At 40.5% G+C, this 20,436-nt stretch carries 16 protein-coding genes; 6 read left to right on the top strand and 10 right to left on the bottom strand.

Annotation, left to right across the window (positions count from 1 at the left end):
- Positions 1-16 precede the first annotated feature (16 nt).
- Entirely contained in the window at positions 17-2,092 is a 2,076-nt protein-coding gene (locus ACULLG_RS12295; RefSeq protein ID WP_452127093.1) for a M1 family metallopeptidase, read from the top strand.
- A complete protein-coding gene (locus ACULLG_RS12290; protein WP_452127092.1) occupies positions 2,089-3,006 on the top strand; it encodes a patatin-like phospholipase family protein in 918 nt (305 codons plus the stop codon). Before ACULLG_RS12295 ends, ACULLG_RS12290 begins: the two co-directional genes overlap by 4 nt.
- On the opposite strand, the gene ACULLG_RS12285 is transcribed toward ACULLG_RS12290, so the two are convergent.
- The 5 genes from ACULLG_RS12285 to ACULLG_RS12265 form a co-directional block, all read right to left on the bottom strand.
- The gene (locus tag ACULLG_RS12285) at positions 3,007-3,525 is read right to left on the bottom strand and encodes a DUF7935 family protein (protein WP_452127091.1); all 519 of its coding nucleotides are present in this window, start codon (positions 3,523-3,525) and stop codon (positions 3,007-3,009) included.
- A 78-nt stretch (positions 3,526-3,603) separates the two neighbouring features.
- The gene (locus ACULLG_RS12280) at positions 3,604-4,377 is read right to left on the bottom strand and encodes a hypothetical protein (protein WP_452127090.1); all 774 of its coding nucleotides are present in this window, start codon (positions 4,375-4,377) and stop codon (positions 3,604-3,606) included.
- Between the two features lie 38 nt (positions 4,378-4,415).
- Positions 4,416-5,990 carry an FMN-binding glutamate synthase family protein gene (locus ACULLG_RS12275; protein WP_452127089.1) on the bottom strand — a complete coding sequence of 525 codons (1,575 nt, stop codon included), beginning with the start codon at positions 5,988-5,990 and terminating at the stop codon, positions 4,416-4,418.
- Positions 5,991-7,265 (bottom strand): amidohydrolase, encoded by a 1,275-nt coding sequence (locus tag ACULLG_RS12270; RefSeq protein WP_452127088.1) that lies wholly within the window; start codon positions 7,263-7,265, stop codon positions 5,991-5,993.
- A 13-nt stretch (positions 7,266-7,278) separates the two neighbouring features.
- Entirely contained in the window at positions 7,279-7,824 is a 546-nt protein-coding gene (locus ACULLG_RS12265) for a DsrE family protein (protein WP_452127087.1), read from the bottom strand.
- Between the two features lie 130 nt (positions 7,825-7,954).
- Between ACULLG_RS12265 and ACULLG_RS12260 the strand changes: the two genes are divergently transcribed.
- Together ACULLG_RS12260 and ACULLG_RS12255 are read left to right on the top strand one after the other, a co-directional pair.
- On the top strand, positions 7,955-10,285 hold the full coding sequence (locus ACULLG_RS12260) for an ATP-dependent helicase (protein ID WP_452127086.1): 2,331 nt from the start codon (positions 7,955-7,957) through the stop codon (positions 10,283-10,285).
- 75 nt (positions 10,286-10,360) lie between these two features.
- Complete coding sequence (locus ACULLG_RS12255; RefSeq protein ID WP_452127085.1) at positions 10,361-10,981, top strand: L-threonylcarbamoyladenylate synthase; 621 nt, start codon at positions 10,361-10,363, stop codon at positions 10,979-10,981.
- 211 nt (positions 10,982-11,192) lie between these two features.
- On the opposite strand, the gene ACULLG_RS12250 is transcribed toward ACULLG_RS12255, so the two are convergent.
- The 3 genes from ACULLG_RS12250 to ACULLG_RS12240 all read right to left on the bottom strand — a co-directional run bounded on the left by ACULLG_RS12250 (position 11,193) and on the right by ACULLG_RS12240 (position 13,620).
- Entirely contained in the window at positions 11,193-12,065 is an 873-nt protein-coding gene (locus ACULLG_RS12250; RefSeq protein WP_452127084.1) for an OmpA/MotB family protein, read from the bottom strand.
- 94 nt (positions 12,066-12,159) lie between these two features.
- Positions 12,160-13,161 (bottom strand): glycosyltransferase family 2 protein, encoded by a 1,002-nt coding sequence (locus tag ACULLG_RS12245; RefSeq protein WP_452127083.1) that lies wholly within the window; start codon positions 13,159-13,161, stop codon positions 12,160-12,162.
- Between the two features lie 12 nt (positions 13,162-13,173).
- Complete coding sequence (locus ACULLG_RS12240; protein WP_452127082.1) at positions 13,174-13,620, bottom strand: type I restriction enzyme HsdR N-terminal domain-containing protein; 447 nt, start codon at positions 13,618-13,620, stop codon at positions 13,174-13,176.
- Between the two features lie 26 nt (positions 13,621-13,646).
- On the opposite strand from ACULLG_RS12240, the gene holA reads away from it, so the two are divergent.
- On the top strand, positions 13,647-14,648 hold the full coding sequence (gene holA, locus ACULLG_RS12235; RefSeq protein ID WP_452127081.1) for a DNA polymerase III subunit delta: 1,002 nt from the start codon (positions 13,647-13,649) through the stop codon (positions 14,646-14,648).
- A 1-nt stretch (position 14,649) separates the two neighbouring features.
- On the opposite strand, the gene ACULLG_RS12230 is transcribed toward holA, so the two are convergent.
- Positions 14,650-15,027 carry a DoxX family protein gene (locus tag ACULLG_RS12230; RefSeq protein WP_452127080.1) on the bottom strand — a complete coding sequence of 126 codons (378 nt, stop codon included), beginning with the start codon at positions 15,025-15,027 and terminating at the stop codon, positions 14,650-14,652.
- 174 nt (positions 15,028-15,201) lie between these two features.
- Here ACULLG_RS12230 and ACULLG_RS12225 point away from each other — a divergent pair, with 174 nt between their 5' ends.
- Entirely contained in the window at positions 15,202-17,982 is a 2,781-nt protein-coding gene (locus tag ACULLG_RS12225) for a M16 family metallopeptidase (protein WP_452127079.1), read from the top strand.
- Between the two features lie 33 nt (positions 17,983-18,015).
- Here ACULLG_RS12225 and ACULLG_RS12220 read toward each other — a convergent pair whose 3' ends face one another.
- Positions 18,016-20,427, bottom strand: coding sequence for an alpha-ketoacid dehydrogenase subunit alpha/beta (locus ACULLG_RS12220; protein WP_452127078.1), 2,412 nt, complete (start codon positions 20,425-20,427; stop codon positions 18,016-18,018).
- Positions 20,428-20,436 lie beyond the last annotated feature (9 nt).

Below are 20,436 nucleotides of genomic sequence, written 5' to 3'. Positions count from 1 at the left end.
TTGATACATCCCCAATATGAAGCTTGGCCTCACACTTATTTTTTTTCTTTCCCTACAGCTCTTGGGTGCTCAAATTCAGGATAAAGTGGATTTTATTCGGGCTGAAGTTTTTGTTGAACCTCTTCCAAAGGAAAAAAGCATAAAAGGTACTGTTCGATATGAGTTCAAAGTGTTAAAAGATGTTGACTCCATTTTTTTGGATGCCCATAATATGGATTTTTCATCTGTTATGATTGATTTAAAAAAAGTGAATTATCGAAATAATGCTAGAAGAATTTCAATTAGGAAGAAATTTAAAAAAGGAAACACCCATTTCATCGTGCTATCCTATAAGGCAATTCCCAAACAAACCGTTTATTTTTTAGGTTATGAGGATAATGTTGAAGGCAATGAACAAATCTGGACGCAGGGACAAGGAAAATATACAAGTCATTGGCTGCCCAGTTTTGACGATATGAATGAAAAGGTGGAGTTTGATGTGAGTTTTCCAAGTTCAAATGTTATTGCCAATGGATCCAGAAAGGTTGTAAATAATCATGGAGGAGGGTTTTATTCAACCTTTGAGATGCAAAATCCAATGAGCAGTTATTTGTTGGGGTTTGCCATTGGGAATTTCGACAAAATAGAACTTCAATCCACATCTGGTGTTCCTATCGGATTGTATTACGAGCCCAAAGACAGCTTAAAGGTTGAACCTACCTATCGTTATTCCAAAAGAATCTTTGATTTCTTGGAAAACCAAATCGGCATACCATACCCATGGCAAAACTATAAACAGGTACCCGTTCAAGATTTTCTGTATGCAGGAATGGAAAATACGGGTGCCACCATTTTCTCCAACACTTTTATGGTGGATTCGATAGCCTTTGTTGATAAGAATTTTGTCAATGTAAATGCCCACGAAATGGCTCATCAATGGTTTGGAAATTTGGTAACAGAGCAAAGCGGCAAGCATCACTGGTTGCATGAAGGGTTTGCCACCTATTACGCGTATTTGGCTGAAAAAGACATTTTTGGAGATGATTATTTCTATTGGCATTTGCTGGAAACGGCCAGGGCCTTGGACAATTTTTCTGGGGAAGGCAATGGCGAAGCATTAATAGATCCCAGTGCTGGAAGTTTAACCTTTTATGAAAAAGGGGCCTGGGCCCTGTTGATGTTGCGGGATAGAGTAGGGGATGACAACTTTAAACAGGGGATTAAGAATTATTTGAATAAATATTCTTTTAAAAATGTGACCATTGCAGATTTTATGTGGGAAATGGAAAAAGCGTCCGGCATGAAACTGAGTGATTTTGAAGAAAAATGGTTGCAGGAATCTGAGTTTCCTTTTGCTCAGGTAAAGGAGTTTTTGATTCATAAGAATCCTTCCATCCGAGCTTATTTTGAGCTTAAGGATAGTATCGGGGATATGACAACTTTTGCGGAACGTCTGTTTAAAGAACAATGGAGTCAGTTCACGTCGAATTATTTAAAGTATCAGCTACTATTGGATTATTCCAACGAGTTGTCTCCAGGATTTTTAAAATGGGTTTTGGAAAACGAAGACCTTAAAGTTAGACAGGCCATTGCTCTCGCATTGAAAAAGGTACCGAAATCCATTCAAAAGGAGTTTGAGAGCTTGATTGAGGATAAGAGTTATAAAACCATAGAGGCGGCGCTGTTTCGATTGTGGTCGGACTTTCCGGATCTTCGAAGTCAATATTTGGATAGCACTTCGGAGGTTTTAGGCCTTCCCAACAAGAATATCCGTCTTTTATGGCTGACCTTGGCTTTGGTGACTCCGGAGTATAACGAGGCGTTAAAGCCCAACTATTTTAAAGAGCTAAGTGGGTATACCAGTTCTGAACACCATTTTGAGGTCAGGCTTTTGGCATTCCAATATTTGAAAAGTATCGGTGCATTTAGCGACGAAACCGTTAAAAATCTGGTGGAAGCATGTGATCACCATGTGTGGCATTTTAAAAAATCGTGCAGAAAAATGCTAAAAGAATTTTTAAAAGAAGATAAAAATAGGGAGAGGCTGATGGGCATATATCCGACCCTCAGTTTGGAACAACAGCAGTATATAGACAAAACTTTGGGCAAATGAGAGCATTGGTAATTTCTGGAGGAGGTAGCAAGGGTGCATTTGCTGGCGGGGTTGCCCAGTTCTTGATTCAAGAAGCAAAACATGAATACGACCTTTTTGTTGGAACGTCCACAGGTAGTCTGCTTATTTCACACTTAGCCTTGAACAAATTGGATAAAATCAAAGAGATTTACTCCAACGTCAACCAAAATAGCATTTTCAACAATTGCCCTTTTCTTATTAAAAAGAAACACGGGGTAGAAGTAATTGTAATTAACCACTGGAATGTGGTCAAAAACTTCATCAAAGGGAAGAAGACATTTGGGGAAAGTGAAAATCTGCGTAAACTTATTCGAAGGTCGATTACTCCAGAGGAATTTGAAGAACTAAAACATGGACGGACAGATGTTGTGGTCACTGTTTCCAACCTTTCATTGAATCAGGTAGAATACAAATCCATAAACGATTGTACCTACGAAGAGTTTTGCGATTGGATTTGGATTTCATCCAATTATACCCCTTTTATGAGTTTGGCCAGACGTAACGGATGTGAATATGCCGATGGTGGTTTAGGAAGTTTAGTTCCAATTGAAGAGGCCATTCGTCGGGGAGCTACAGAAGTGGATGTTGTGGTGCTCCATACCGAAGTAAACTATCTAAATAGAATGCCTGCAAGAAACCCGTTTGAGCTTATAACTACAATTTTTAGTTTTATGCTCGATAGGATTGAAAATCAGAATGTCAGAATTGGTAAGTTGGTCGCCAATCAAAAAGATGCTATCATCAATTTCTACTATACCCCGACCATTCTGACTACAAATTCATTGGTCTTTAACAAAGAACGAATGACATTATGGTGGAAAAGGGGTTATTTGTACGCTAAGAACAAAAATGAGGAAACCAGTCCAATAGATCCGGATCACATGGATAGATAACTACCACAGTTCGCTCACCTCTTTTTTCACAAAAGCGAGGGCCGTTGCTGAGGGTGATTGCTTTTCCATAGTTTGGTTAAGGATATCCTCCCGTAATTTATCCGGAGAATCAGTTTCGCTCATCCCCGCGGAACGAATGATCTGAATGGTGGCATTTTTGGCAGCTTTGATGATGTTCCAACATTCTTCGGACATATATATTTGTTGGGAAAGATTGTGTTCAAACTCAGTTTCCACTTGTTTGATGAGCAAATTTTCATAATCACTCTTACTTTTTCCTTTTGGCGCTACACGTACCACAAGACTATTTATGGCAATCCGTTCCAAAAAAAGCACCATTCTTTCATAAGCTTGCAATCGGATGGGGAGTGTGTCCTTTTGGGAATCTTTATGCAATAAGAAACGTCTACGCCCATCTTCATTTCGTGTATGCAATCTAAAGAAATAAAATGCCACTGCACCAGTCACAACTGCTGGCAATAGGTAAGCAAAAAGTTGAAAGATTTGATCTCCAGTCATTGGATAGTTTGTTTTTGGATTTTATAGAAACTACAACGAATGATTCTTCTAAAAAGTATTGCAGGTTTTATCTTATCCTTATTGTCCCTTGGTCAAGCGTTCTTTGGCTCTGTCATAAAACCCTTTATGGTCGGGCTGCATCTTAATTACAATTCCTTCTTTAAAGTTCCCATCTTTAACTGAAACACGCAATGCATCCGAAGGAACTTGCAAAGTACTGATCAATTCTTTGGAAACTGAGGCTGTCTGATCTAAGGTAACTCCAAATTCTCCGGTAATGTTTAGTCCTTCAACTTCTGTTTTAAGGGTAGGATTGGCGATGATAACTTTGGCAACATTCGCCAGCCAGGTTTTGCCCTCATCTGTTAAATCAACCGAAGTGTCAGAACCAAATAAGTTGGTGAGACTGTTAGATATTACAATGGCTCCTCCACTGACATCGGCATTTGCGTTTTCGCCCAAGGTTTGTTTCACCTTTGACAACAAAACAATGGCGGTAGAATCATTGGAGGCAATCATTTCGTTAAGGAGACTTAATTGTTTTTCCTTTCGCTCAAGAGCCGCAAGGGTTTTATTTACGTTCTCACTATTCTTTTTTGAAAGCTCGGAGAAACTACTCAAGTTTTTTAACAAAGTGGCATTGGCGTCACGCAAACCAATATTCTCAATTTCCAAAGTTTCCGCTTTTGCCGTGCTCGACGAAACTTCACGTTTTTTCTCAGCCAGTTGTTGCTCAACATCCTGGATTTTGGATTTTAGCTCTTCAATTTCGGCGAACAGCTCACTTTTTTTCTGTGAAAAACCTATGGTTGAAATCAACAAACACAGGAAGAGGGGTAAAAGTTTATTCATAAGTAAGTACTATTTGGTTCTCTTTTGATGCCCCTAAATTAGGATGTTTTTTCGGAAGTTGGCTTTCCGCCCAAATAAACACAATCGTGAAGTTCTTGCATAGAATTGAAAGGGACTTCATTTTTTTCATATGCATAAACAGCTTTTAAATCACTGCTGAGGTAGTCGTCGTCTACATTCACCTGAATATCGCACATGGTAAATTGACAGGGATGTTCGTAGCCCGCAGCATGGGTGATTTCCAAAAATTCTTTTCTGAATGTCTTGAAATATTGGGCCAACCTGTCCGATTTTAAGGGAATGTTGATGCCATTTTGCAACCATTTGCTTTGGGTGGCCACCCCTGCGGGGCATCTGTTGGTATGACAAATTTGGGCCTGAATACACCCGATACTCATCATGGCCTCACGAGCTACATTGATACAATCCACCCCCATCGCAAAGGCCATGGCCGCTTTGGCGGGAAAGCCCAATTTTCCACTGCCAATAAAAACTATGCGCCCTGTCAATCCTCTGTCTTGAAAAATTTTATAAACAGATGAGAAACCATACACCCATGGCAGTGAAACATGATCCGCAAAACTTGGCGGAGCGGCTCCTGTCCCTCCTTCACCACCATCAACAGTAATAAAGTCGGGGCCTTTCCCCGATGTTTTCATCAAATCAGCAAGCTCTTCCCATTGGTCAAGCTTGCCAATCGCAGCTTTGATTCCGACCGGAAGGCCTGTCTCTTGGGCAATATCTTCAATAAGTTGAAGAAGCTCGGGTATAGAACTGAAAGCTTTGTGCGTAGCAGGGGAGAGTACATCTTTACCGACTTCAACACCCCGAATTTTCGCAATTTCGGGAGAGATTTTGGCCCCTGGAAGCACACCGCCCTTACCAGGTTTGGCCCCTTGGGAAAGTTTGATTTCAATGGCTTTGATACATGGGTTTTCATCTACCAAAATCTTCATTTTTTCCATGGAAAAATTCCCTTCTCGAGATCGTACCCCAAAATATCCGGTTCCAAAATGAAAAATGATGTCCCCTCCATTTTTATGGTAGGGAGATAACCCGCCTTCTCCGGTATTATGATAGGCCTCACTTTTTTGCACCCCTTTATTCATGGACTCCACAGCGGTCGCGGACAGGGAACCAAAACTCATGGCCGAAACGTTGATTATCGATGCTGGGCGATAAGGCTTTTTACGTTTGTTGTAGGCCCCAATAATCTTGGCGCAGGGTAAGAAATATGGGTTGTGTTTGTTGGGATGATTTTCAGGCGCTTGATACCCTATCATCGCATTTTTTACAAAAATATGTTGGTGTGCATAGATGTCACGGTCGGTACCAAAGCCTTCATAATTGTTTTCTTTTTTGGCCGATGCATAGATCCATCCTCTTTCAATCCTATTGAACGGTAACTCTTCACGATTGTTGGCCACAAAATATTGGCGCATCTCGGGGCCAATACTTTCCAACCAATACCGTAGATGTCCAACCACTGGAAAATTATGGCTTATGGTGTGGGCTTTCTGAAAGAAAATATCCCGTACGGCCACCAATACTAAAACAATCAGAATCCAAGCCCACCAAGAAATCGACCCGAAAAAATCCAGTATTCCTTCCATCTACATATTCAAATAATCTAACGTCAATTCGGTCATTGCTTTTACGCCCAACAACAAGCCACTGTCATCAATTTTAAAATCTGGGGTGTGGTGCGGAAAGGACTCGGTGTTTCCGGGGGTCATTCCACCTAAAAAGAAATAGAGGCCAGGAACTTTTTCCTGAAAATAACTAAAGTCTTCTGCACCTGTAATTGCCTTATGGATTTGTACATTTTCTTTCCCTGCAACCCTTTCAAGAGTAGGAACCATTTTAGGGGTCAGTTCAAGGTCATTGAACGTAATGGAAGTTGAACTTTTAATATCAATCGTGGCATCTCCTCCGTAAGCTTGAGCTATGGCAGGCACCATTTCTTCCATACGCTTGTTGATGTGTTTTTGCATTTCATAATCCAAAGTTCGTATAGTTCCAATCAACTCGGCACTTTCCGGAATGATATTAAAACGCACCCCGCTTGTTATTTTACCAACGGAGATTACAGCTGCCTCATTGGTCAATTCTGTTTCCCTGCTAATAATGGTCTGAAGACCATCAATAATTTTTGCGCTGATTAAAATGGGATCTACACCACCCCAAGGTTGTGAGCCATGTGTCTGTTTTCCTTTTACATTGATAACAAATCGTTGAGCAGCGGCCATACTACCACCAGCTTTGTATTTTATGGTACCCACTGGGGTTTGTGAATTGATATGTAAACCGAAAATGGCATCAACATCAGGTTTTGTGAGCACACCCTCTTTTACCATGAGCAAGGCTCCACCTTCCTCACCCGGAGGTGCACCTTCTTCAGCAGGTTGAAAGATAAATTTAACCGTTCCATTGATTTTATCCTTGTTCTTGGAAAGAACCTCGGCAACTCCCATTAAAATGGCCGTATGGGTATCATGGCCACAGGCATGCATTACACCAACTTCCTTTCCTAAAAATGTTGATTTTACGTTGGACTTAAAAGGAAGGTCGTTACGTTCCGTTACAGGTAGTGCGTCGATATCTGCCCGAAGGGCAACCACCTTTCCTGGTTGATTTCCCTTTAACAAACCAACCACACCGGTTTTTGCAACTCCTGTTTGCACTTCAATTCCAAGCGATTTTAAATGTTTGGCAATTTTTCCGGCAGTTTTAAACTCTCGATTGCTGAGTTCAGGATTTTGATGGATGTCCCTTCGCCATTCAATTACTTTGTTTTCAACAGCGGAATAATCCTTTTCCAAATTTGGACCTTGGGCCCAAACAGATAAACTTGCTAGCAAGAACGTAAATGTCAAAGTTTTGTACATATGTATTTTGAGTTTAGAATTTTATTAATTGGTAACCTTCGTCTTGTAAATGGACCAAGGCAGTCATGGCGGATAATGAAAGTTGTACCCCCTCAATAAGTTCTGACCTGTCGATTCCGTGATAGGTCGCTGATTGCCCACAGATAATTACAGGAACATCAATATTCAGTAGCGATTTGACCAAATCGGAATTTGGATTGTCCTTTCCATATCTTTTTTGATAGGCTGTATTGGAGATGACATCTTTTGATGCACCCCCGTGAACAACCAACGCAACTTTTAGTTGCTTGGCGGGGACTCCACTTTGGGCATGCATATTTAAATAACGGGCTGCAGTTTCAATTAATGGGTTTCTGGCATCATGCGAATCATTTTTACCAGTTACATCAATAACTGCTTTATAAGTTTTATCTGGATGGACTTTAAAATCGGGGTTATCTATCTTATAAACCTTGCCAAAATCGTCAATGATGGGGCCTGTAGTTGGGGTTTGGCAAACGACCGTTTCGGCTATAAGGAATACACAGAAAAAAAGAAATGGTAGCAGGGGTCGTTCCATATTTTTTTGATTTCCTAAATATATTCAATTCAGATGAAAACTTGTCCAGTGTTTATAAGTATTAACTGCATCATTTTAGCATGAAACCATTATTGGCTAATTTCACATCTATTTTAAAATACCTAAAGGTTTGAGTACTTTTTTGGATGAATTGAACGATGCCCAACGGGCTCCGGTATTGCACAAAGATGGTCCGTTGATGGTTATTGCGGGTGCAGGCTCTGGAAAGACTAGGGTTCTCACATATAGGATAGCGCATTTGATGGAGCAAGGGGTGGACTCCTTTAATATTTTGGCATTGACCTTTACCAACAAGGCTGCACGCGAAATGAAAAAGCGTATCGCCACCATCGTGGGAAATTCGGAGGCAAAGAATCTTTGGATGGGAACTTTTCACTCCGTTTTTGCCAAATTATTACGTTTTGATGGGGACAAATTAGGCTACCCCAGCAATTTTACCATCTACGATACCCAAGATTCCCAACGTTTGATTGCTGCCATTATCAAGGAAATGGGATTGGACAAGGATATTTATAAGTACAAGCAGATTCAGAACAGGATATCGTCCTATAAAAACAGCTTGATTACCGTAAAGGCCTATTTTCAAAACCCTGAATTGGTTGAGGCCGATGCTATGGCCAAAAGGCCCAGATTAGGCGAGATCTACCAAAATTATGTAGATCGTTGCTTTAAGGCGGGAGCCATGGATTTTGATGACCTTTTATTGCGCACCAATGAGCTCTTGACCCGTTTTCCAGAAGTATTGATGAAATACCAAGATCGGTTCCGATATATTTTGGTGGATGAGTATCAAGATACCAATCATTCCCAATATTTAATTGTAAAAGCGCTTTCGGACAGATACCAGAATATTTGTGTGGTGGGCGATGATGCTCAGAGTATTTATTCATTCAGAGGCGCCAATATAAATAACATCCTCAATTTTCAACGCGATTATGATGATGTTGGGATGTATCGGTTGGAACAAAACTATCGTTCCACCAAGAATATTGTCAACGCAGCTAATTCCATCATTGCCAAGAACAAAAACCAGCTGGAAAAGGTGGTTTGGACATCCAATGACGAGGGAAATAAGATAAAAGTCCACCGAAGTATTACAGATGCTGAAGAAGGTCGGTATGTTGCAAGTTCCATTTTTGAAAATAAAATGCAACAGCAAATGCAAAATGGTGAGTTTGCCGTTTTGTATCGAACGAATTCACAATCCAGGGCCATAGAGGATGCATTGCGCAAACGTGATATACCTTATCGAATCTATGGAGGCCTTTCCTTTTATCAACGTAAGGAAATCAAGGATGTATTGGCATATTTGCGTATGGTCATCAACCCGAAGGATGAGGAAGCCCTAAAGCGAATTGTCAATTTTCCGGCACGTGGTATTGGGCAGACCACCATTGATAAATTGGTGGTGGCTGCCAATCATTACGGGCGTTCTATTTTTGAAGTGATGGAACATTTGGAAAAGCTCGAGTTAAAAATCAATGCGGGTACACAGCGCAAACTGCAAGATTTTGTAACCATGATCAAGAGTTTCCAGATCATGAATGAAGGTTCGGATGCATTTGCCCTTGCTGAACATGTGTCCAAAAAGACAGGATTGCTTTTGGAGTTCAAAAAAGATGGAACCCCTGAGGGAATTGCCCGTATGGAGAACATTGAGGAGCTTTTGAACGGGATCAAAGATTTTGTGGAAGGACAAAAAGAACTGGCGGATGCCACGGGAAGCTTAACCGAATTTTTGGAAGATGTGGCGCTGGCCACTGATATGGACAAGGATACAGGTGATGATGATCGTGTAGCTTTGATGACGATTCACCTTGCAAAGGGATTGGAGTTTCCATATGTGTATGTTGTGGGTATGGAGGAAGATCTTTTTCCATCAGCAATGAGTATGAATACCCGCAGTGAATTGGAAGAAGAGCGAAGGTTGTTTTACGTGGCTTTGACCCGAGCGGAAAAACAAGCGTATTTGACCTATACGCAGAACCGATATCGATGGGGTAAACTTATCGATGCAGAACCCAGTCGATTTTTAGAGGAAATAGAAGAGCAATACGTTGAAAACCTTACTCCTGTAAGTGATGGTTATCGCTATAAATCGATGATCGACGCTAACATTTTTGGCGAGGTGGACAAAAGTAAACTTAGGCAAATAAAACCTAAGAGTGGAACACCTCCGAGCGTTCAAAGACCCAACGAAAGCCAATTGCGCAAACTTAGAAAATTGAAGCCAGAGATTTCATCGCCAACCAACAATACAAATACCAGCGACCCTAATTTAACGGAAGGTTCAATGGTAAACCACACACGGTTTGGCAAAGGAAAGGTGCTTAAGATTGAAGGAGTGGGCAACGATAAAAAGGCAGAAATCAAATTTGATAGGGGAGATATAAAAAAACTACTGCTTCGCTTTGCCAAATTGGAGGTTTTGGATAACTAGATTGGTTACCAGAGTGCGTTGAAAAACAGGATTGAACATAATCTTCGTTACTTTGTATAAAATGCACATTGTTTGATGGCCGAACTCATAAAACTTTTTGAGGAAAATCCGAATCCAAAACAGGTTGAGAAAATTGGGGCAATACTCCGAAAAGGAGGATTGATTATTTACCCTACCGATACCGTTTATGGCTTGGGCTGTGACATTACAAATTCAAAAGCCTTGCAACGAATAGCACGGATAAAAGGAATAAAATTGGAAAAGGCCAATTGGTCGTTTGTTTGCCCTGATTTAAGTGATCTTTCCGAATATGTACGGCAGATTGACACAGCAACATTTAAAATATTAAAAAGGGCATTGCCAGGCCCCTACACTTTTATCCTTCCTGGAAATAACAATCTCCCTAAAGACTTCAAAAAAAAGAAAACCGTGGGTATCCGGGTTCCAGATAATGCCATTGTAAAAGCTTTGGTCACCGAATTAGGTAATCCGATTGTATCCACTTCAATCCGTGATGAGGACGACATTCTGGAATACACCACGGATCCAGAATTGATTTATGAGAAATGGCAAAACCTTGTAGATGTTGTGATTGATGGGGGATATGGTGGAAATATTGCTTCAACGGTGGTGGATTTATCCGAAGGATATCCTGAAGTCATCAGGGAAGGTAAAGGAAGCCTGGATATTTTCTAGCGAAAAAATTAAGAGCGAACCCTATTCACTTTTAGATTTAAATAGCAATGGGAAACTGTCACTTCGAGCGCAGTCCAGAAGTCTATGCGGGTTGCCTTTTGAATACGGTCTCGACTGATCCTTCGACAGGCTCAGGATGAAAGTCCGACCTGACATTGAAACAAAAAAAAGCGGCCGAAATAGCCGCTTTTTCATATTGTAACAAGAAAGGTTAGTTTCCAGAACCGCCTATTGCAGGGTCTTTCATTCCTTCTTCGATCATATTATAGAACTGATCAATTTTTGGTAGCACCACAATCCTTGTTCTTCTGTTTTTAGCTCTATCGGTGGCAGAATCATTTGACGCCAATGGCACATAGTAACTTCTTCCAGCCGCGGTCATACGCTTGGGATCTACATTAAAGTCGTTTTGCAACGTTCTAACTATCGATGTGGCACGTTTCGCACTCAAATCCCAGTTATCAACAAGAACACCACTAGAGAAAGGTACATTGTCCGTGTGCCCTTCAACCAAAAATTCAAAATCAGGCTTGTTGTTGACCACCTTGGCTACTTTGCCAAGAACGTTTCTAGCTGCGCTTGTGATATTATAGCTTCCACTTCTGAATAACAATTTATCAGAAATAGATACATATACCACGCCTTTTTCTACGCTAACCTCAATATCTTCGTCATCCAAATTTCCAAGAACTCCTTTAAGGCTTTGTACCAAAGCAAGGTTCACCGAATCTCTTCGGGTAACCGCATCCTGTAATTTTCTAATGGTAAGGTCTTTTTCACGCAGGCTTTCCAAAGATTTTTCCAAATTTTCGGCTCCTTTTGTGGTAAGGGTGGTTAAATTACCCATATTGTTGATCAACTCTTGATTGTTTGCCTTCAAGAAAGCATTTTGATCTTCGAGGGTTTTTAATCTAGACGAGGCTGTAGCCTTTTCTTCCAAGCAGTCATTAAGTTTAACTGTTGCAGAATTTAGCAGGTCTTGGGTTTCTTTTTGCTTGGCTTCAAGATCCGCATACTTTTTTTGAGATACGCAAGAAGTCAATAAAACCGCCATGGACAGTGTTCCGAGGAAAATTTTTTTCATAATTGTGGTAATAGATTATAGATATGTTTGATTTTTTGGATTATAAACGAGATCAAAATTATATAAAATGCAATGTTTGGGTGATCAGGCTTAGTTAATCTTTTACTAAAATGTTAAAATTCTTTACTTGATGTACGAAATGGGACCAGACAATGGATGTCGTTGAATAGTATTTTTGCAAAAAATTAGCTTTTTCCCTTTTACCGTAAATCTTTCTAAAATTAATATAAAAACTGATATGCGCCTTAAGTATGGCCAAACAGTGCTTGAATTTAAACTGAAATATAAAACGTAACCCGGCTATGCCATCCAATAGTAACCGCAAAAAGATGATTGAAAAGGCTCTTTTGCCTGGTAGATTCTTGGTGATGGAGTAGAGCGAATTCCGGAAATTGAGAAAAGTCTTTTTGGGATCCATGTTTTTGAGGGTTGAACCGCCCATGTGGTAAACTCTGCTCTTTCCAACATAATAAACCCTGTGACCTGCATTTTTGGCCCGCCAACAAAGATCAATTTCTTCTTGATGCGCAAAATAGTCCTCGTCAAAACCTTGCAACGATTTAAAGACATCACTTTTTATGAACATGCAAGCCCCAGTGGCCCAAAATACTTCCTTAATATCATCGTATTGTCCAGAATCTTTTTCCAAGGCCTGAAAAATCCGTCCTCTACAAAAAGGGTAACCCAACATGTCGATAAATCCACCGGCAGCTCCGGCATATTCAAAATACTCCTTACGATTGAGGTCCAATATTTTGGGTTGAATAATGGCACAGTCTGGTTTGTTGTTAAATACGGAAAGTATTGGACCCAGCCAATTTGGGGTAACTTCAACATCTGAATTTAAAAGACAATAGATATCGGCATCAATGCTTTGCAAACCATCGTTATACCCTTTTGCAAAACCGCCATTTTCAGTGTTGCAAACGACACCGATTGATGGATATTGATTCTTTAAAAAATCTACAGAACCGTCGGAGCTGGCATTATCCACTACATAAATGTCAGAATCTTCGGAATGGGCAACCACCGAAGGAAGGAATCTTTCCAACAACGCTTTACCGTTCCAGTTTAATATGACTATGGCGACTTTCAAAACGGCAGCAAATTAACGGCTAAAATCAGGAATTTCCTTTAAAAACATATATTTTTCACGTTTAAAGTCCATTTTGCAATAATAATGCTCCATTCCGTTTGTGACCATAAGATAATCTGCCTCCAAACTTAAATTGTATTGTGCTATTTGGTCAAATGTAGTTTGGTCAATATTTATTTCTGGTGCTTTGCATTCCACCAAAACATTAATACTTCCATTTGGTTTAAAAACTACGATATCATACCTTTTTTTTAGGTTGTTAATCGTTAGTTGCTTTTCAACATTTATTAGACTCTTTGGATAATTTTTGGTGAAAATCAAAAAATGGAGTACATGTTGGCGCACCCATTCCTCTGGTTGAAGCAACACAAATTTTTTACGGATCAAGTCGAAAATATGGATGCTATTTTCGCTATTTTTGACTCTAAACGTATACTTTGGAAAGTTCAATGGTTGCATTGGACAAATTTGATGATTTTTTCTGAATGGACCGGATTAAGGAAATAGTTGGCAAGATTGATCAGGGAACACCAAAGCCTGTATATTTCTTAATGGGTGAGGAGCCCTACTATATTGATAAGATTTCGCAATACATTGCTGATAATGTACTCTCGGAAGAGGAAAAGGGATTTAATCAGATGGTGCTCTATGGGAAAGACATTAGTGTGGACGAAGTAATTTCCAACTCCAAACGGTTTCCCATGATGGCGGAACACCAAGTTGTGATTGTGAAGGAAGCACAACATTTATCCCGGGCTATTGAACAACTTGTTTCCTATGTGGAGAACCCTCAACCTTCTACGGTATTGGTCATTTGCTATAAGTACAAGAAGTTGGACAAACGGAAGAAATTGTACAAGGCCATTCAAAAAAACGGCGAACTCTTTGAAAGCAAAAAACTATATGAGAACCAAGTATCCGAATGGATCCGCCGAACGTTGAACGGAAAAAAATACAAGATTGAGCCAAAGGCTTCGGCATTATTGGTAGAGTATTTGGGTACGGATCTTAGCAAAATCAACAACGAGTTGGACAAGTTGGTGATGGTGGTTCCTGACGGTGCCCAAATTACTTCAGAATTGATAGAAAAGCATATCGGAATAAGTAAGGACTTCAATAATTTTGAGCTCAAAAAGGCGATCGGCGAAAAAAACATTCGTAAAGCTGCGCGTATTATGGACTATTTTGCGCAAAATCCAAAGGATAATCCCTTTGTAGTGACCATATCGTTGCTGAGCACATTTTTCACACAATTGTTGCAGTACCATGGTCTAAAAGACCACTCACCGGGGAATGTATCGAAGGTGTTGGGAATCAATCCTTATTTCGTAAATGAATTCACCGTCGCCGCTAAAAACTATCCCATGAAGCGGGTCAGTGGAATTGTCTCGGGGCTTCGACAGCTCGATTTAAAGAGTAAAGGTGTTGATGCCAACAATTTATCGCAAGCCGATTTATTGAAAGAATTGCTGGTTCAGATTGACTAGATTATTTTTTATCCACACTGTATTTACCTGGGCCCAATAGAAAAATAACCACAAAAATGGTGAAATAGACAAGCGCCAGTTCTTTTTTACCCAAAGGGTCGGAAGCATGATAAATAAATGCTGCCACAAACATGGTAATGGCAGAAGGTATGGCGGCCCATCTGGTTTTAAACCCAATTATAATCAGAATGGGACAAATAAACTCACCGATCATTGCCAAAAAGAGGGATGGTGCTTGTCCAATTCCGATAGGATTTAACCACTCCGTATCACCACTGATTAATTTTTGAAGTTTTGGATATCCGTGGGTCATCAAAAGTGCTGACGGAACAATTCTAAGGAGCGCCAGTCCTAGATGGATTAAAAGATTATTTTTCATGACGGGGGATTTTAATTTCTTGTGAAAGTATAAAATATGTCCCGAATAACTTAAAAAAATGATTGAAAACTAAGTTTCTCTTTGGATAAGATTTTCTGTTGCTTGGGAAAACTAAAACTTATTATTACCTTGTTTGGCACTAAATTTTTCAATCAAAAACATAAAATCACAGTCATGAAAAGAAATTTCCTTTTTATTGCCATGGCCTTGTTTTGCATTCAATCGCAAAGAGGGCAGAATTTTCAATTCAAAGCCAGCGAGATAGAAATACCGTATGAGCATTATAGTTTGCCCAACGGACTAACGCTGCTTGTTCACGAAGACCACAAAGCTCCCATTGCGGCAGTTAATGTGTGGTACCATGTGGGTTCTAAGAATGAGAAACCCGGTAAAAGCGGTTTTGCACATTTATTTGAACATTTAATGTTCAACGGCAGCGAAAATTACAACAAGGATTATTTTCAAGCTTTGGAGAGCATTGGGGGAACCGATTTGAATGGAACCACAAACACCGACCGAACCAACTATTTTCAGAATGTGCCCGTGTCAGCTCTGGATCAGGTACTTTTTTTGGAATCGGACCGGATGGGACATTTGTTGGGCGCTGTTGACCAAGAAAGATTGGATGAACAACGAGGGGTGGTCCAAAATGAAAAACGACAGGGAGAGAACCAACCTTACGGAATGCAGTGGGATTATTTGACCAAGGCCATGTATCCCAAAGGACATCCGTATTCTTGGACCGTTATTGGTGAAATGGAAGATTTGAACGCCGCGTCTTTAGAAGATGTACAGGAATGGTTTAAATCGTATTATGGAGCAGCAAACGCCGTGGTTGCCGTGGCAGGTGATGTGAACCCGGAAGATGTATACCAAAAGGTGCTAAAATATTTTGGGGATATTCCTGCAGGGCCAACCATTGAACGACAAGAGGTCAACATTCCTGAACGCAGTTTTGATACCTATCAGGTTTATGAGGATAGGGTGCCTGAGACCAGGGTGTTGTTTGCTTGGAATACACCACAGTTTGGAGCGGAAGAAGATTTACATTTTGATTTGATATCTGCCATACTCACAAGTGGTAAAAACTCTCGATTGTACAAAAAATTTGTTTATGAAGATCAATCGGCCAGTTCAGTGGTCTCGTTTCAAGCATCAAGCGAAATAGCGAGTAGATTTATTACTTGGTTGAATGTGAAGCCAGGCCAGGATGCCGATAAATTGGAAAGTGAGCTGGAGGCCGAAATCAAAAAATTCTTGGCTGAAGGGCCCACTGAAAGCGAACTGACAAGGGTTAAAGCAGCCTATTTTGCCAATTTCATTAAAGGACTTGAACGAATTGGTGGTTTTGGTGGAGTTTCTGATATTTTAGCCTCTAACCAAACCTATTTTGGGGACGCTTCCTACTACAAAACCAGATTGAAATTTATTGAGGATGCCACGGTTGAAGATCTTAGAAAAACAGCCAACAAGTGGTTGTCCATGGGCAAACATGTTTTAGTGTGCAAGCCATTTCCCGAGTATAGTGTCCAAGAAAGTACTGTAGATCGCTCCAAACTTCCAGAATTGGGGAAACAAAAGAGTTCCAAGTTTCCATCTTTGGAAAAAGCGCAGCTATCCAACGGGTTGAACATTATTTTGGCCAAACGTACGGGAGTTCCAACGGTTGTGGTGAACCTTGTAGTAAACGCAGGATATAAAACCGACTATTTAAGTAGCCCAGGTACAGCTCAATTGGCCATGAATCTTATGGATGAGGGAACTAAAGACCTGAACTCCTTAGAAATTAGCGAAAAGTCCGAACTTTTAGGAGTTAGCTTGAACACTTTTTCAAATCAAGATCAGTCCAATGTTTTTATGACAACCCTAAAACAAAGCTTCGATGCGAGTCTGGAACTATTCTCTGATGTTGTGTTAAACCCCACTTTTCCGCAAACAGAGTTTGATCGTCTAAAGAATGAACAGATAAACAACATTAAAAATGAAAAGGCACAGCCGGTTGCAATGGCTTTAAGGGTCATGAACAAATATATGTATGGGGAAGACCATCCCTATAGTAATCCTTATACAGGAACTGGATACGAAAACACTGTGGAAGCACTTACCAGGGAAGATGCGCTCAGTTTTTACAATACGTGGGTTAAACCTAATAACGCAACGATTATTGTTACGGGGGATATTGAAATGGATGATTTAAAATCCAAACTTCAAAAGACATTGGGCAAGTGGAGAAAAGGAAACATTCCTGCAATTACGTTTAACGAACCCAAAACGAATACCAAAAACACCTTGTATTTGATGAACAGACCAGAATCACAACAATCCGTTATCATTGCTGGGCATTTGACTGAAAAGTATGGTGGAGTTTCGGAAATTGCCCTGGAACAAATGGTAAGCATCCTTGGAGGGGATTTCACTTCAAGAATCAATATGAATTTACGTGAAGACAAACATTGGTCTTATGGTGCAGGTGGATTTGTTTTAGGATCGAAGGAAGAAAGACCATTTATCGTTTATGCACCCGTGCAAACAGACAAAACTTCGGAATCTGTGAGTGAAATCCGCAAGGAAATCTCCGAATTTATATCCACCCGCCCTGCTACGCAACAAGAACTTGACAAAGTAAAGACAAATCAGGTTTTGAGTTTGCCGGGACAATGGGAAACCAATAGCGCAGTAAATACTTCCATACGAAACCTTTTACGATACAATCTACCTGACAACTATTATGAAACCTATGATCAAAATGTCCGTAACCTGTCATTGGATGATGTTCGTAAGGTAAGTACCCAAATAGTGAAGCCAGAAGCTGTAAATTGGTTTATGGTAGGGGATAGGGCCAAGATTGCGAGTAAATTGGACGAACTGGGTTTCGATAATATAATTGAAATAGATGCTGATGGAAATCCGATAGTCCCAGCGGTGAAAGAACCGGAAACCGAGATAAAGAATTAAAAAAAGAAAGCCCGCTTAAAGCGGGCTTATTTTTTATCGTAGTGTTGGGTATTCCGTGGGATTGGTTTCATTCATGATGGCATACACCTTCTCAAAGATATCTTCTGCATTGGGTTTGGAAAAATAATCCCCATCTGATGCATAAGCTGGCCTATGTTCATTGGCTGTAAGGGTTTGGGGAGCGCTGTCAAGATATTGGTAACCTCCTTGTTTTTCCAATATTTCTTGCATCAAGTATGCCGAACATCCGCCAGGAACATCTTCATCAACTATCAATAGTCTATTGGTCTTTTTTAAACTTTTCACCACATCATGTTCAAGGTCAAATGGGAGAAGTGTTTGTGCATCTATCACCTCGGCTTCAATACCCACTTCCAAAAGTTCGGTGGCAACCTTCTCTACAATCCTCAAGGTAGAGCCATAGGAAAGCAAAGTGATATCCGTACCTTCTTTCATAACCTCAACTTTCCCGATTGGGGTGCAAAACTCCCCTAGGTTAAGAGGTTTCTTTTCTTTGAGTCGGTAACCGTTCAAACTTTCAATAACAAGTGCGGGTTCATCACTTTTCATAAGGGTGTTATAAAAACCTGCAGCTTGTGTCATATTTCTTGGAACCAAAATATACATCCCGCGTAACAAATGAATTAATCCACCCATTGGGGAACCGGAGTGCCAAATACCTTCCAAACGGTGTCCTCTTGTTCTAATGATCAACGGAGCTTTTTGCTTCCCAACGGTACGGTACATTAATGTGGATAGGTCATCACTCAGCGTTTGCAGTCCATAAAGGATGTAATCCAGATACTGAATTTCTGCAATAGGCCTTAAGCCTCTAAGGGCAAGTCCTATTCCCTGACCAACAATTGTTGCTTCCCGGATTCCGGTGTCGGAAATTCGTAAATCCCCGTATTTTTTCTGCAAACCTTCAAGTCCTTGGTTTACATCACCAATGTTTCCGGTATCCTCACCGAATACCAACGTCTCTGGATGTTTGCCAAAAAGCGCATCAAAATTATCCCTCAAGATAATTCGGCCATCCACCATCTCTGTTTCGTTTGAGTATTCCGGTGGCAGGGCTTGAACTGTGGTTGCTTTGTTTTTCAATTCACTATATAAATGCGAACTGAATTTGGGTTGGGAGACGCTCAAAAACTGGGATATCCATTGCAGTAGCGCTTGCTTTTCTTGGGAAGATTCACCCAATAGATATCGCAATGCCTTCCTTGAATTGGAGGCCAAATCTTTTTTGAGTGGTTCTTCTATTGCAATCAGGTCATTCTTAACTTTTGAAATGAACGTTCTATTTGGACTTTGGTTGGCTGCATTTTCCAAAAGTTTTACCAGTTGCTTCTTTGCTTCTGTATGGGGCTTGAGAAATTCGGACCATGCCTCTTTTTTAGCGGCCCTAACTTTCTGTTTGATTTCCCTTTCAAGAGCTTTTAGTTCTTCTTCGGTAGCTATACCATTTTCAATAATCCACTCTCTGAACCTTTTGTTGCAGTCATTTTCCCGTTCCCATTCTAAACGTTCTTGAGATTTGTACCTTTCATGTGAGCCAGAGGTTGAATGCCCTTGAGGTTGTGTTAGCTCGGTAACATGAATCAATACCGGTACGTGACCTTCCCGAGCAATATCGGAAGCATTTTCAAAGGCATGAATAAGCCCTGTATAATCCCATCCTTTAACTTTTAGGATTTCATAACCGTCGTTGTTCTCATCTCTTTGAAGACCTTTAAGCACTTCAGAAATATCACCCTTGGTGGTATGGAATTCAGAAGGTACGGAAATGCCATAATCGTCATCCCAAACACACATGACCAAGGGAACCTGCATTACCCCGGCAGCATTAAGGGTTTCAAAAAAATGGCCTTCGCTGGTACTTGCGTTGCCAATGGTGCCCCATGCCACCTCATTTCCATTATTGGAAAAATTGGTTTGATCTATGCCTTTAAGGTTTCGATATATTTTGGATGCCTGAGCTAGACCTAAAAGTCTAGGCATTTGACCCGCGGTACATGATATATCGGCACTACTGTTTTTCTGTTTGGTCAAATCCTTCCATGTACCATCCTCATTTAAACTGTGTGTCACAAAATGGCCTCCCATTTGCCTGCCGGCGCTCATGGGCTCTTTTTCTAAATCAGTGGTGGCGTAAAGTCCGTGGAAAAATTCTTTGGGATCAAGAAGGTCCAAAGACATCATAAAGGTTTGATCTCGGTAATAGCCACTTCTAAAATCCCCATCCTGAAAAGCGCGTGCCATTGCCAATTGGGGTAATTCTTTGCCATCTCCAAAAATCCCAAATTTGGCTTTGCCGGATAAAACTTCCCTTCTCCCCAACAAACTACATTCCCTGCTAGTGACGGCAACTTTATAATCCTTAAGTATTAGCGATTGAAAATCATCAAAGGAGATATCGTTGCTTGTTTGGGAGTTGGGTTTCATAAGCTATGC

The sequence above is a fragment of the Flagellimonas sp. 2504JD1-5 genome (assembly GCF_053618295.1).
This window is presented reverse-complemented; position numbering and strand designations above follow the sequence as displayed.

What these genes read in the sequence shown, in the direction of transcription:
- ACULLG_RS12220 (WP_452127078.1), bottom strand. Translation starts at nt 20,427, where the DNA reads ATGAAACCCAACTCCCAAACAAGCAACGATATCTCCTTTGATGATTTT.
- holA (WP_452127081.1), top strand. Translation starts at nt 13,647, where the DNA reads ATGGACCGGATTAAGGAAATAGTTGGCAAGATTGATCAGGGAACACCA.
- ACULLG_RS12250 (WP_452127084.1), bottom strand. Translation starts at nt 12,065, where the DNA reads ATGAAAAAAATTTTCCTCGGAACACTGTCCATGGCGGTTTTATTGACT.
- ACULLG_RS12295 (WP_452127093.1), top strand. Translation starts at nt 17, where the DNA reads ATGAAGCTTGGCCTCACACTTATTTTTTTTCTTTCCCTACAGCTCTTG.
- ACULLG_RS12225 (WP_452127079.1), top strand. Translation starts at nt 15,202, where the DNA reads ATGAAAAGAAATTTCCTTTTTATTGCCATGGCCTTGTTTTGCATTCAA.
- ACULLG_RS12280 (WP_452127090.1), bottom strand. Translation starts at nt 4,377, where the DNA reads ATGAATAAACTTTTACCCCTCTTCCTGTGTTTGTTGATTTCAACCATA.
- ACULLG_RS12240 (WP_452127082.1), bottom strand. Translation starts at nt 13,620, where the DNA reads ATGCAACCATTGAACTTTCCAAAGTATACGTTTAGAGTCAAAAATAGC.
- ACULLG_RS12290 (WP_452127092.1), top strand. Translation starts at nt 2,089, where the DNA reads ATGAGAGCATTGGTAATTTCTGGAGGAGGTAGCAAGGGTGCATTTGCT.
- ACULLG_RS12230 (WP_452127080.1), bottom strand. Translation starts at nt 15,027, where the DNA reads ATGAAAAATAATCTTTTAATCCATCTAGGACTGGCGCTCCTTAGAATT.
- ACULLG_RS12270 (WP_452127088.1), bottom strand. Translation starts at nt 7,265, where the DNA reads ATGTACAAAACTTTGACATTTACGTTCTTGCTAGCAAGTTTATCTGTT.
- ACULLG_RS12285 (WP_452127091.1), bottom strand. Translation starts at nt 3,525, where the DNA reads ATGACTGGAGATCAAATCTTTCAACTTTTTGCTTACCTATTGCCAGCA.
- ACULLG_RS12255 (WP_452127085.1), top strand. Translation starts at nt 10,361, where the DNA reads ATGGCCGAACTCATAAAACTTTTTGAGGAAAATCCGAATCCAAAACAG.
- ACULLG_RS12265 (WP_452127087.1), bottom strand. Translation starts at nt 7,824, where the DNA reads ATGGAACGACCCCTGCTACCATTTCTTTTTTTCTGTGTATTCCTTATA.
- ACULLG_RS12275 (WP_452127089.1), bottom strand. Translation starts at nt 5,990, where the DNA reads ATGGAAGGAATACTGGATTTTTTCGGGTCGATTTCTTGGTGGGCTTGG.